Source organism: Deinococcus radiotolerans (assembly GCF_014647435.1).
GTDB classification, from domain to species: Bacteria; Deinococcota; Deinococci; order Deinococcales; family Deinococcaceae; genus Deinococcus; species Deinococcus radiotolerans.
The window spans coordinates 822,782-835,497 of sequence record NZ_BMPE01000001.1; the positions used below are offsets into that span (position 1 = coordinate 822,782).

Annotated in this window: 10 protein-coding genes; all 10 read left to right on the forward strand. The window is 69.3% G+C overall.

Annotated features, from left to right (window positions below):
* The first annotated feature begins 3 nt into the window (after window positions 1-3).
* The 10 genes from IEY63_RS04045 (at window position 4) to IEY63_RS04090 (ending at window position 12,706) form a co-directional block, all read left to right on the forward strand.
* A complete protein-coding gene (locus IEY63_RS04045) occupies window positions 4-1,170 on the forward strand; it encodes a pyridoxal phosphate-dependent aminotransferase (RefSeq protein ID WP_189067646.1) in 1,167 nt (388 codons plus the stop codon).
* 103 nt (window positions 1,171-1,273) lie between these two features.
* Complete coding sequence (locus tag IEY63_RS04050; RefSeq protein ID WP_189067647.1) at window positions 1,274-3,508, forward strand: ATP-binding cassette domain-containing protein; 2,235 nt, start codon at window positions 1,274-1,276, stop codon at window positions 3,506-3,508.
* Between the two features lie 56 nt (window positions 3,509-3,564).
* Window positions 3,565-4,335 (forward strand): AIM24 family protein, encoded by a 771-nt coding sequence (locus IEY63_RS04055; protein WP_189067648.1) that lies wholly within the window; start codon window positions 3,565-3,567, stop codon window positions 4,333-4,335.
* Between the two features lie 137 nt (window positions 4,336-4,472).
* A complete protein-coding gene (gene murG / locus IEY63_RS04060) occupies window positions 4,473-5,603 on the forward strand; it encodes an undecaprenyldiphospho-muramoylpentapeptide beta-N-acetylglucosaminyltransferase (RefSeq protein ID WP_189067649.1) in 1,131 nt (376 codons plus the stop codon).
* A gap of 17 nt (window positions 5,604-5,620) precedes the next feature.
* A complete protein-coding gene (murC, locus tag IEY63_RS04065) occupies window positions 5,621-7,060 on the forward strand; it encodes a UDP-N-acetylmuramate--L-alanine ligase (RefSeq protein WP_373290882.1) in 1,440 nt (479 codons plus the stop codon).
* Window positions 7,057-7,959 (forward strand): UDP-N-acetylmuramate dehydrogenase, encoded by a 903-nt coding sequence (locus tag IEY63_RS04070; RefSeq protein WP_189067651.1) that lies wholly within the window; start codon window positions 7,057-7,059, stop codon window positions 7,957-7,959. The genes murC and IEY63_RS04070 overlap by 4 nt, the downstream gene beginning before the upstream one ends.
* Window positions 7,956-8,714 (forward strand): cell division protein FtsQ/DivIB, encoded by a 759-nt coding sequence (locus tag IEY63_RS04075; RefSeq protein WP_189067652.1) that lies wholly within the window; start codon window positions 7,956-7,958, stop codon window positions 8,712-8,714. Before IEY63_RS04070 ends, IEY63_RS04075 begins: the two co-directional genes overlap by 4 nt.
* Window positions 8,711-10,051 carry a cell division protein FtsA gene (ftsA, locus tag IEY63_RS04080; protein ID WP_189067653.1) on the forward strand — a complete coding sequence of 447 codons (1,341 nt, stop codon included), beginning with the start codon at window positions 8,711-8,713 and terminating at the stop codon, window positions 10,049-10,051. Before IEY63_RS04075 ends, ftsA begins: the two co-directional genes overlap by 4 nt.
* Window positions 10,052-10,223: 172 nt before the next feature.
* A complete protein-coding gene (gene ftsZ, locus IEY63_RS04085) occupies window positions 10,224-11,288 on the forward strand; it encodes a cell division protein FtsZ (RefSeq protein ID WP_189068053.1) in 1,065 nt (354 codons plus the stop codon).
* A 266-nt stretch (window positions 11,289-11,554) separates the two neighbouring features.
* Window positions 11,555-12,706, forward strand: a complete 1,152-nt coding sequence (locus tag IEY63_RS04090) for a branched-chain amino acid ABC transporter substrate-binding protein (RefSeq protein WP_189067654.1) — start codon at window positions 11,555-11,557, stop codon at window positions 12,704-12,706.
* Window positions 12,707-12,716: the final 10 nt, after the last annotated feature.

Genomic DNA, 12,716 nt, shown 5'->3' on the forward strand with positions numbered 1-12,716 from the left:
GGTATGAGCGGCCCTTTTCTGCTGTCCGAACGTGCCCTGAGCCTCAAGCCTTCCGCGACGGTCGCGGTGACCAGCCGCGCGCTGGCGTTGCGGCGGCAGGGGGTGGACGTGATCAGCATGAGCGTGGGCGAGCCGGACTTCGATACGCCGGAGCACGTGAAGGCGGCGGCCATCGCGGCCATTGAATCCGGGAAGACGAAGTACACGGCCGTGAACGGCATTCCGGAGTTGCGTGAGGCGATCAGCGCGAAGTTCGCCCGGGAGAACGGCCTGAGCTACGCGCCGGACGCGGTGACGGTCACGAGCGGCGGGAAGCAGGCGCTATTCAACGCGTTCTTCGCGCTGCTGAATCCCGGGGATGAGGTGCTAATCCCGGCGCCGTACTGGGTGAGCTACCCGGAGATGGTGGCGCTGACGGGCGCGGTGCCGGTCGCGGTGCCGACCTCGCCGGAGTCGGGCTTCGTGCTTGATCCGGGGGAACTGGAGGCGCGCGTGACGCCCCGGACGCGGATGATCGTGCTGAACAGCCCGGGCAACCCGACGGGCGCGGTGTTTCCGCCGGAGGTGCTGCGCGCGGTGGCAGCGGTGGCGCAGAGACACAACCTCGTGATCGTGACAGACGAGATGTACGAGCATCTGGTGTACGACGCCGAGCAGGTCAGTATCGGCACCTTCGCGCCGGAGCACACGCTGACGGTCAACGGGGCGAGCAAGGCGTACGCGATGACCGGGTGGCGCATCGGGTACGCGGGCGGCCCGAAGGGCGTAATCGCCGCGATGAACGCGCTGCAGTCGCAGAGTACGAGCAACGCGAGCAGCGTGTCGCAGTACGCGACGCTGGCGGCCCTGTCGGATCACGCGCACACGGCGGCGTTCGTGGACATGGCCCGCGCGGCGTACCGTAAGCGGCGCGACCGGATTGTGGCGGGCCTGAACGCGCTGGGGCTGCGTACACCCACGCCGGAGGGCGCGTTCTACGTCATGGCGGACACGACGCCCATCCACCCCGATGAACTGGAGGCCGCGCGGCGCATCCTGGATGACGCGCGGGTGGCGGTCGTGCCGGGCACGGATTTTGCGGCGCCCAGGCAGGTGCGCCTGAGTTACGCGACGAGCATGGCGAACATTGAGGAGGTCCTGAGCCGTATCGGTGGGCTGCTGAACAGCTGAGTCGTGCGGGTGCGGATCCTCCACGATGAAGCTTCCATGAAGCTCTCCCGTGGGGGATCTTCACATGTTGCTCAGAGACGCTGGAGGTCAAGGAGGAACATCCATGACCGACCGGGCTTTCATTGAGGTGCGCGGCGCGCGCGAACACAACCTGAGGAACGTCTCGCTGGACATTCCCAAGCGGCAGCTGACCGTCTTCACGGGCGTGTCCGGCTCCGGGAAGTCCTCACTGGTGTTCGACACGCTGGCCGCCGAGGCGCAGCGGCAGCTGAACGAGACCTTCACCGCGTTCGTGCAGGGTTTCCTGCCGCACTACGGGCAGCCGGACGTGGACCGCGTCGCGAACCTGAACGCCCCGGTGGTCATCAACCAGAAGCGGGTGGGGGGCGGGGCGCGCTCGACGGTGGGCACGTACACGGACATCGCCGCGCCGCTGCGGGTGCTGTTCTCCCGCGAGGGGCAGCCGTCGGCGGGCCCGGCGTTCGCGTACTCGTTCAACACGCCGCAGGGTATGTGCCCCGAGTGCGCAGGTATCGGCCGCACCACCCAGCTTGACCTGGACCGCCTGCTGGACCGCACCCTCTCGCTGAACGGCGGAGCGATCCAGCACCCGGATTTCAAACCTGGGAAGTGGCTGTGGAAGACGTACGCCCTGAGTGGTCTGTTCGACCTGGACCAGCCCGTCCAGGCGTACAGCGACCACGACCTGCACCTGCTGCTGCATGGGCGGGACCTGAAGGTGTCACTGGGTGAGATCAACATGACCTACGAGGGACTGGTGGACCGCTTCGAGCGGATGTACCTGAAGAAGGACGCGGCGGCCATGTCCGACCGGGGCCGCGCGGTGTTCGAGCAGTTCGTGACGAGCTGCACCTGTCCGGTCTGTCATGGGGCCCGCCTGAACGCGGCGGCGCTGGCCTCGCGGATCGAGGGGCGCAACATCGCGGAACTGGCGGATCTGGAGGCCACCGAGCTGCTGGCCTTCCTGCGCGGCCTGAGCGACCCGGCGGCGGCGCGGGTGGCGGGGCACCTCGCGCAGCGGCTGTCGCACCTCGTGGAGATCGGGCTGGGGTACCTGAGCCTGAGCCGCGAGACGGCCACGCTGTCCGGCGGCGAGGGCCAGCGCCTGAAGCTGGTGCGGCACCTGGGCAACAGCCTCACCGACATGCTGTACATCCTGGACGAGCCCAGCGTGGGCCTGCACGCACGGGACGTGTCGCGCCTGACCGGCCTGCTGGGCGCGCTGCGCGACAAGGGCAACACGGTGCTCGTCGTGGAGCACGACCCGGACGTGATCCTGGCAGCCGATCACGTGGTGGACCTGGGCCCCGGGGCAGGCGCGCGGGGCGGCGAGGTGATGTTCCAGGGTCCGGTCGCGGCGCTGCTGGTGGCCGACACCCTGACCGGGCGGCATCTGGGGCAGCCGCTGCCGCTGAAGGCGCAGGTGCGCGCCCCGACCGGGTGGCTGCAGGTGAGGGGCGCGCGCCTGCACAACCTCAAGGACGTGACCGTGGACATCCCCACCGGTGTGCTGACCGTCGTGACCGGCGTGGCCGGGTCGGGCAAGAGCACCCTCATTCACGACGTGTTCCTGCCGCTGCACCCGGACGCCGTGGTCGTGGATCAGTCGCGCGTGACCACGAACAGCCGCTCGGCGCCCGCCACCTACACCGGGATCATGGACCCGATCCGCAAGGCGTTCGCGAAGGCCAGCGGGCAGAGTCCGTCACTGTTCAGCTTCAACTCGGAAGGCAGCTGCCCGAACTGCGCGGGGCTGGGCGTCGTGTACACGGACCTGGCGTTCATGGAGGGCATCTCGTCGGTGTGCGAGGTCTGCGAGGGCCAGCGGTTCCGCCCGGACGTGCTGCGCCATCAGCTGCGCGGCCAGTCGATCAGTGACGTGCTGAACATGACCGCCGGGGACGCCCTGGCCTTCTTCACCGAGAAACCCGTGCGGGCCGTGTTGCAGGCCATGACGGACGTGGGCCTGGGCTACCTGACGCTGGGGCAGCCGCTGAGCACCGTGTCGGGCGGCGAGGCGCAGCGCCTGAAACTCGCGACTGAACTGCACAAGAAGGGCAGCGTGTACGTCATGGATGAACCCACCACGGGCCTGCACCTGAGCGATATCGGGCTGCTGCTGGGCATCATTGACCGGCTGGTGGACGGTGGGAACACCGTGATCCTGATCGAGCATCAGCTGGACGTGATCCGGCAGGCGGACTGGCTGATCGACCTGGGCCCGGAAGGCGGACGCGCAGGCGGCGAGGTGCTGTACAGCGGCCCCCCGGCCGGGCTGCGCGGCGTGGAGCGCTCGGTCACGGCGCGCTACCTCTGATCCAGACGCTGGCCACCGGGAACCCGGGCGCGCGGGGCGTCGTACTGTGGCTTCGTATGACGAATATGCACCCGGGCAGTGACGGCACCTACAGCCTCCGTGACTTCATCGCGCAGACCGCCGAGCGGGACAATCCCGGCGAGGTGTTCGAGCTGGAGAGCAGCAAGATGCTGGAGGTCAAGGTCAACGGCCGCATCTGGAGCAAGCTGGGCGCCATGGTCGCCTACAAGGGCAACCTCTCGTTCACGCGTGAAGGCATGCTGGAAGGCGGCCTGATGAAGGCGCTGAAGCGTGCCGTGTCGCAGGAGATGAGCCCCCTGGCCAAGATCGAGGGGCGCGGCGTGGCGTACCTCGCCGATCAGGGCAAGGAGGTGCAGATCCTGCGGCTTCAGGGCGACGCGCTGAACGTGAACGGCAACGACCTGCTGGCCTTCGAGGACACCGTGCAGTACGACATCACCATGCAGCGCCGCATTGCGGGCATGGCGGCGGGCGGGCTGTTCAGCGTGCGCGTGCAGGGGCACGGCATGGTCGCGATCCTCAGTCACGGCAAGCCGCTGACGCTGCGCGTGACACACAACGAGCCGATCTTCACCGACCCGAACGCGACGATCGCCTGGAGTGGCAACCTGCAGCCGCAGCTGCGGATGGATTCCAGCATGCGCAGCATCTTCGGCCGGGGCGGCGGCGAGACGTACCAGATGGTCTTCCAGGGGGACGGCTTCGTGGTCGTGCAGCCCTACGAGGAGTTCGAGGCGGGCATGCTGGGCGGCGACAGCCACGGCAGTCACAGCGTGGGCCGCAGCCTGGGCGACCTGTTCGACTAAAGAAGCGCAGGCCGCCTGAGCGGGCCGGTCAGGGCGGGGGCTGCGGCTCTCGCCCCTTGCCTTGACTACCCCAGTCCGGCCCACCCCGCTGGTGGCCCCCGACATACGGCAGGCCGCGCGGGCTACACTCGCCCGCGATGAGTCTGGTTGTGATGGCGACGGGGGGCACGGGGGGGCACATCTATCCGGCGGTGGCGACAGCGCGCGAACTGTCACGGCGCGGGCATGAGGTGCTGCTGCTGGGACAGCGGGGAGGCATGGAGGAACGCGTGGCGCGCGAACAGGGCCTGCCGTTCGAGGGCGTGGACGCTGGGAAGCTGGCGCGCAGCGGGCAGGGCCGCCCGGACCCACGGGAGCTGCTGCGGGCCGGTCAGGGCGTGTTGCAGGCCCGCTCGCTGCTGAACCGGCTGAAGCCGGGCGTGGTGGTCGGGTACGGGGGGTTCGCGAGTCTGCCGGGCGTGCTGGCCGCGCAGAGTCTGGGCGTGCCGACGGTGCTGCATGAGCAGAACGCCCGGCTGGGCCTGACGCAGCGTCTGGCAGTCCGAAAGGCCCGGGCGGTGGGGACCGCGTACGAGCGCGTGATCGGGCTGGACGCGCAGTTAGCGACCATGGTAGGCATGCCGGTGCGCGAGGAGCGCCTGCCCCGCGCGGAGGCCCTGGCGCGTCTAGGATTGCAGGAGGGTCCGCTGACGATCTTCGTGATGGGCGGGTCGCAGGGGTCGCTGTTCCTGAACCAGACGGTGCCGGATGTGCTGCGGCACGTGTTCGGCCCCGAGGGGCTCCTGCCGCCGCCCGCGCCGGGCGTGGTGGATCTGGACTTCAAGGGCGCGGGCCGGGGTGGGGTGCAGGTGCTGCACTCGACCGGGCCGCGCTGGCTGGCGGAGGTCGCGCCGGGCGTGCGGGACCTGGAATGGTACGAGGCAGCCGGATTCGTGGACGCCGTGGCGGCGTGGTCCGTGGCGGACCTGGCGATCACCCGTGCGGGCACGAGCACGCTGGCGGAGGCCGCGTTCCACGGCGTGCCGCTGATCATGGTGCCGCTGCCCGAATCGGCGGAGAATCACCAGTTCCACAATGCGCAGGCGGTGCAGGATGCCGGGGCGGGGCTCGTGGTGGAGCAGAAGAATGCCTCAGAAGCGCTGGGGCGGGCGGTGTTAGAGTGTGCGGCAGCGGGGACGCGCGCCTCGATGAGAGAGGCGGCGCTCGGGCGGGCCCAGACGGGTGCGGCGGGGCGTTTCGCGGACCTGATCGAACGGCACCTGCGTTAGTGGGCCCCAACCCTCTCATGACTGACTTTCCTGAAGCTGTTTTCCCGCCCGGCGTGGCCGCGGCGTCCTCAATCGATTCTTCCCGTGCCGAAGCCCTCCATTATCACCTGATGGGGGCCGGTGGAATTGGCATGAGTGCCTTTGCGCGGCTGCTCTCCGCGCAGGGCCACCGCGTGAGCGGCTGCGATGAGCACGTCACGGAGCTCACGGCGCGCCTAGCGCAGGAGGGCATTCCGGTTGCGCCGGAGCACTCGGCGTCGCACGTGAGCAACGAGCCCTTCGGCCGGATCGATGTCCTCGTGGCATCGGAAGCGGTTCCGAAAGATCATCCGGAACTCGTGGCGGCGCGCGCGGCGGGCGTGGAGATCCGGCCGCGCATGGCGCTGCTGGATGCGCTGCTGCGCGGCGGGACCAGCATTGGCGTGATCGGCACGCACGGTAAGACGACCACGACGAGCATGATCGCTGTGGCGCTGGCGGGGGCCGGGCTGGACCCGTCGGCGTTCGTGGGCGGGATCGTCCCGGAGTTCGGCAGCAACGCCCGCACCGGCAGTGGTCCCTTCGTCGCCGAGGTGGACGAGAGTGATAAGGGCTTCGCGGCGCTGGGCGCCGGCACGGCGGTGTTCACGAACGCCGAGGACGACCACGTGGGCGGCAACCAGGCCACGTACTGGGAGACCGTGGAGGAGCAGCACGCGGCCTTCGCGCGGTTCGTGGCGCAGTCGGGCCGGGTGCTGCTGTGCGCCGACTGGCCCGGCCTGGACGCCCTGTGCGCAGGCGCCCGTGAGCGCCTGACGTACGGGCAGGCCGAGGGCGCGGACTACCGCGCGGTGAACCTGCGCCCGGACGAGGACGGCACGACCTTCACAGTCACGCGCCGGGGCGAGCCGCTGGCCGAGGCGCGTGTGGCGCTGCCGGGCGTGCATAACGTCCTGAACGCCCTGGCGGCGCTGGCCGTCGTGGACCTCCACGGCGGGGATGTGGTCAGAGCCGCTGTCGCCCTGGCCGAGTTCCAGGGACCCGGGCGCCGCTGGCAGCGCATCGGGGAACTGAACGGCGCGCTGGTCATTGACGATTACGCGCACAACGCCACGAAGGTCGCGGCGGCCGTGCAGGCGGCCCGGCAGACCGGGCGGCGCGTGCGGGTGGTGTTCCAGCCTCACCGGTATCTGCGCACCCAGCAGTCCTGGCCGCGCCTCGCGGACGCCCTGATGGACGCGGACGAGGTGCTGCTGCTGGACATCGCGGCTGCCAGCGAGACCCCCATTCCCGGCATTCACGCCACGCTGATCAGCGACCGCATGAGCGCTGGGGGGCACGCGGGCGTGCGTTACCTGCCCGACCGGGCCGAGGTGCTGCGCGTCCTGCGTGAGACGGCGGGGCCCGGCGACCTGATCGTGACCATGGGCGCGGGGGACGTGTGGAAGCTCTCGCGGGAACTGGTGGGGACCCTGTGACCGGGGGGAGCGCGGCCACCGCGCCGCTCAGCCGCACGGGCGCGCGCGTGGAGCGGCTGCCCCTGTCGCGCTTCACGACGCTGGGCGTGGGCGGTGAGGCCGAGGTGTGGTTCGTCGAGACGCACGAGCAGCTGCGCGAGGCCATGGAGCAGCCCTACCGCATCCTGGGGGGCGGCAGCAACCTCGTGATTGCCGATGAGGGCGTCCCGGAGCGCGTGATCCGCCTGAGCGGTCCGCTGGCCGAGCGGGACCTGACGCCGGACCCGCACCTGAGTGAGGACCCCTGGGTCGTGACCGGCTGGGTGGGCGGCGGCGTGCCCCTGCCCGGCCTGATCCGGCAGCTCCAGAAGCTGGGCCTGAGCGGCCTGGAGGGCACCGTCGGCATTCCCGCGCAGGTGGGCGGCGCGGTGTGGATGAACGCCGGGACCCGCTACGGCGAGATGTTCGACGGCCTGCACACCCTGGAGATCGTCACGCCGGAGGGCACGCGGCAGGTCACGCCGGACGACCTGAGCTGGGGCTACCGCGACAGCGGGATCCCGCGCAACCACGTGGTGACCCGGGTGCGCCTGAAACTGCGCCGCGCCGCGCCCGAAGAGGTGCTGGCGAAGATGGACTTCGCGGATCAGGCCCGCAAGGGCCAGCCGAAGATGAAGACGCCGGGCTGCGCGTTCAAAAATCCGGGCGGCGTGAGTGCCGGGAAGCTGATTGACGAGGCGGGCCTGAAGGGCTCCCGCGTGGGCAACGCGCTGATCGCGCCGGAACACGCGAACTTCATCGTGAACCTGGGCGGCGCGACCGCAGCGGATGTGCACGCACTGCTGGGCCTGATCCGCGAGCGCGTCCCGGTGCCGATGGAACTGGAGTACGAACTGTGGCCCGGCCTGGAGCCCACGTGACCGGTCCGGCCGGGGCCCGCAACCGCCGCCTGGAGGGCACCAGTGGGCCTGATTTGGGCGGTGACGATCCGGTCTCCGCCCCGGAAGCTGGGACGCCCGCGCAACTGGAGACACTGCCCAAGGTGGCGTCCCGGCGCCGCCGCTCACGCCGTCCGCTGTGGGCGGCGGTGGCAGCGGCGCTCCTGGTGGGGGCGGGGGTCGGGGCGTGGTTCGCGCTGCCAGTGAACACGGTGACGGTCAGTGGCGCGGCGCACCTGCAACCCGCTCAGGTGCGTTCGCTGGCAGGTCTGAACGGCCCGTTCGGTTGGCTGTACTACGGCCGCTGGCGGGCGCGTGGCCTGCTGGACAGCCCGTGGGTGCAGTCGGCGGTCGTGACCCGCACGTTCCCGGACCGCGTGGCCATTCAGGTGACGGAACGCAGGCCACGTGCCCGCTGGCAGCGCCGGGACGGCTCAGTGGTGGCCCTGGCCCGCGACGGGACCGTGCTGCCGGGCGCCGCGGGGACTGGTTCGCTGCCGCTGATTGGTGGGTGGGGGCCGGACCGGGTGCCGGAGGTGCTGCAACTGCTGGATACCCTGGGCCGTTACAATGTGCAGTCGGTCAGGTACACGCCGTCGGGTGTGACCGTGAAACTCCGCTCCTCGTCGGTCTGGAGTGGCGACCTGCGCTCGCTGGTGAAGTATGCTGGGAGCATCAGCATGTATCCAGACAGTGACATTTACATCTACCCCTGGGGGGTGAGCGTCCAGGAATGAAAGAGAACAGCATCATCGTCGGCCTGGACATCGGGACCACGAAAATCACCACCGTGATCGGCGAGGTCGGCCAGAACGGCAGTGTCGACATCATCGGTGAGGGAACGGTCCCCAGCGAGGGCATGAAGCGCGGCTCGGTCGTGAATCTGGAGCGGGCCACGCACGCCATCCGACAGTCGGTGCAGAGCGCCGAGCGGGTCAGTGGCGTGAAGGTCGAATCGGTGTACGTCACCGTGGCCGGCAATCATGCCAAGGCCATCACAAGTCACGGCCTGGCTGCGATCCGCCGCAATCAGGAGATCGGACAGGGCGACGTGGACCGCGCCATCGAGAATGCGCGCGCGGTGCCGCTCGACCCCAACCTGGAAATCATCCACACCCTCCCGCAGGAGTACGTGGTGGACGGCCAGGAGGGCATCAAGAACCCGGTCGGCATGCACGGCGTGCGCCTGGAAGTGGACGTGCACATCGTCGCTGGCACGGCGGGACCACTGCTGAACCTGCGCCGCTGCGTGCAAGAAGCCGGGCTGCGCGTCGAGGGCTTCGCGCTGCACGCCCTGGCCAGCGGCCTGGCCACCCTGGAGGCCGGTGAGCAGGCGCAGACGGTGATCGTGGTGGACATGGGCGGCGGCACGACCGACGTGGCCGTGTTCAAGCGCGGCAACCTAGCGCACTCGGCGTGCATTCCGATCGGCGGGGATCACGTCACGGCGGACCTCGCGCAGATCCTGAAGATCCCGGTCGAGGAAGCCGAGAACGTCAAGCGGCGTTACGGCGCGGCCCTGCCGGAACTGGCCGATCAGGACCTGACACTGGAGATCACGACCTCGTCGGGCAGCACGCACGCCATCACGGCCTTCGAGCTGTCTCGGGTCATCAAGCCGCGCCTCGCGGAGATCTTCGGCATGATCCGCGATGAGATCGACCAGACGCTGGGCCCGGTGGAGCTTGTGGCGAATGGCGTCATCCTCACGGGTGGCGCGGCGCTGCTGCGCGGCACACCCGAACTGGCCCGTGACCGCTTCCGCCTGCCGGTGCGGGTGGGCCGCCCGCGCGGTATCGGCGGCCTGACAGACATCGTGAGTGGCCCCGGTCACGCGGGCAGCGTCGGCCTGGTCCTGTACGGCATGGCCGAGGACGGCCGCGTGCCGACCATGACTTTCGGGGACCAGCCGGCCGCGCCGCCCCCGCAGGCGCCCCCCGTGAATGTGGCGCCCGTGACCCCGGAGCCCAGCCCGGAACCCCGGCCCGCTCCAGCGCCGCGTGAGAAGGACAAAGAGAAGGACGGTCCGAGTCTGGTGGACCGCATGCGCAGCTGGTTCAAGGACTGGATGTAAGGCGGCACCCGACCCAGGTGAAGCGGGAGGGCAGGTGATGGAACCGGCAGGTTCACATCTGCCCTCCTTTCGAACATCAGCGGGCTGCGGTCCTGCTATCGTGCGCTAAACTGCAACGCAGTCAGCGGTGTCCACCTGACATTCAGGCGGGTCACCGTGGTAAGGAGAGATGATGCAAGCGGCCAGAATTCGCGTGATCGGCTTGGGCGGGGCGGGCAACAACGCCGTCAACCGCATGATTGAATCGGGACTTGAGGGCGTGGAGTTCATCGCCGGGAACACGGACGCGCAGGTGCTCGCCAAGAGTCACGCGGAGATCCGCATTCAGCTCGGCGACCGCCTGACGCGCGGCCTGGGCGCCGGCGCGGACCCTGAGGTCGGGGAGAAGGCCGCGCTGGAGGACCGCGAGCGCATCAAGGAATACCTTGAGGGCACCGACATGCTGTTCATCACGGCCGGCATGGGTGGCGGCACCGGTACGGGCAGCGCGCCCGTCGTGGCGGAGATTGCGCGCGAGATGGGCATCCTGACGGTGGCGATCGTCACGCGGCCCTTCAAGTTCGAGGGACCCAAGCGCCTACGCGTGGCGGAAGAGGGCATCAGCAAGCTGGCCGACCGCGTGGACGGCATGATCGTCGTGAACAACGAGAAGCTGCTGACCGCGGTGGACAAGAAGGTCTCGTTCCGCGAGGCGTTCCTGATCGCCGACCGCGTGCTGTACTACGGCGTGAAGGGCATCAGCGACGTGATCAACGTCGAGGGCATGATCAACCTCGACTTCGCGGACGTGCGCAACCTGCTGGCGAACAGCGGCACGGTGCTGATGGGCATCGGCGCCGGACGCGGCGAGAAGGTCGCTGAGGAAGCCGCCATGAGCGCTATTCACAGCCCGCTGCTCGAGCGCGGCATCGAGGGCGCGCGGCGCATCCTGGTGAACGTCACCGGCAGTTACGACCTGAGCATGACGGACGCGAACGAGATCGTCGAGAAGATCCGCGAGGCGACCGGCTTCGAGGAACCCGACATCCTGTTCGGCATCACGCCCGACGAGGCGGCCGGGGACGAGGTGCGCGTCACCGTGATCGCCACCGGTTTCAACGACATGCCGGTGACCGTGGCAGGCGGCCTGCGCTCCAGCGTGATCGACACGATCGTCAAGCCCGTCCGCGGCGGGAGCAGCTACGACCCGAAGGATTACGACATCCCCGCGTTCCTCCGGAATGTGGACCGCGACTGACCCAGGTCCGCTGAACCTCTCCCCCACCCTGCCGGTGGGGGTTTTTTCTGTGCTGAATGGCCGGATTCTGATCTGGCGCGCAGGGAGCTGTGTAGACACGCAGGGCCACACAGGCCCGTATTTGTCCGGACATCCGCAGGCGGCCGCCCCGGAGCCGCCTATCTTGAACCTTCAGCCTCGGCACCCAGATGATCGGCGCCGCCTCAATCCCCCGATTCTGTTCCACTGGCGCCCAGCGGGCGGCCAGTGTCCTCAAGGAGTTCCCCATGAAGCGCATCCTGACCCTGTCCCTGCTGGCCCTGAGTGCCGGCGCCCACGCGCAGTCCGGCGCGACCGTGAAACTCGCGACAATCAGCCCGCTGTCCGGGTCGATCAGCAACCTGGGCGCGCAGGTCCGCAACGGCGCGCAGCTGGCCGTGAACGAATTCCAGCCGCAGTTCCGGAAGCTGGGCCTGAAGCTGGAACTGACGGCCTTTGATGATCAGGCTGATCCGGCCACCGGGACGGCCGCCGCGCGCAAGATCGCCTCTGACCGGCAGGTGCTGGCCGTGGTGGGCGCCCTGAACAGCGGCGTGACCATTCCCGCCAGCGCCGCCCTGAGTGCCAGTCACGTGGCCGTGGTGAACTCGGCCAGCACCGCCAATCAGGTCACCGACCGGGGCCTACGCAACGTAAGCCGCATCGTGCCCCGGGATGACGCGCAGGGACCCGCCGGAGCGAGCTTCCTGACCGGCACCCTGAAGGCCAAACGGGTGTACGTGCTGAACGACAAGACCGCGTACGGGGAGGGCCTGGCTACGGAGGTGGAGAAGACCCTAAGGACGCGCGGTGTGAAGGTCCTGGCGAATGAGGGCACCGAGGAGAAGAATGACTTTTCCAGCGTGATCGCCAAGATCAAACTGCAGAAGCCGGACGCGATCTACTTCGGGGGCGTGTACAACCAGGTGGGCGTGTTCCTGGCTCAGCTGCGCGGCGCGGGCGTCACGTTGCCCGTCGTGGGCGGCGACGGCCTGGACAGCCCAGAACTGAGCCGCGTGGCGGGCGCAGGCGCCACGAACGTGTACTACACGACCGTGTCCGCCCCGCTGAGCGCGCTGAAGGGTGCCAAGACCTTCGCGGCGTCCTATCAGAAGGCGTTCGGCAGCGCGCCGCAGGGCTTCGCGGCGTTCGCCTACGACGCGGCCCGCGTGGCACTCCAGGGCGTCCTGAACGCCGCGAAAGCCAACGGCGGCAAGGCGCCCAACCGCGCGCAGGTGGAGTCGGCCGTGCGGGCCGGGACGTACCCGGGCCTGCTGTCCGGCACCGTGAAGTTCAACGCGGCGGGCGACCGGCAGAGCGCGAAACTGTACGTGATGAAGCTCTCGGGTGGGAAACTGAGCCTCAGCACCAGCCTGACCGTGCAGCCCGCGCGGCGCTGACCTCGGCGTG

Bases quoted from the DNA above. Each gene is read 5' to 3' on its own strand.
- IEY63_RS04045 (WP_189067646.1), top strand. From the start codon at position 4: ATGAGCGGCCCTTTTCTGCTGTCCGAACGTGCCCTGAGCCTCAAGCCT.
- IEY63_RS04050 (WP_189067647.1), top strand. From the start codon at position 1,274: ATGACCGACCGGGCTTTCATTGAGGTGCGCGGCGCGCGCGAACACAAC.
- IEY63_RS04055 (WP_189067648.1), top strand. From the start codon at position 3,565: ATGACGAATATGCACCCGGGCAGTGACGGCACCTACAGCCTCCGTGAC.
- murG (WP_189067649.1), top strand. From the start codon at position 4,473: ATGAGTCTGGTTGTGATGGCGACGGGGGGCACGGGGGGGCACATCTAT.
- murC (WP_373290882.1), top strand. From the start codon at position 5,621: ATGACTGACTTTCCTGAAGCTGTTTTCCCGCCCGGCGTGGCCGCGGCG.
- ftsA (WP_189067653.1), top strand. From the start codon at position 8,711: ATGAAAGAGAACAGCATCATCGTCGGCCTGGACATCGGGACCACGAAA.
- ftsZ (WP_189068053.1), top strand. From the start codon at position 10,224: ATGCAAGCGGCCAGAATTCGCGTGATCGGCTTGGGCGGGGCGGGCAAC.
- IEY63_RS04090 (WP_189067654.1), top strand. From the start codon at position 11,555: ATGAAGCGCATCCTGACCCTGTCCCTGCTGGCCCTGAGTGCCGGCGCC.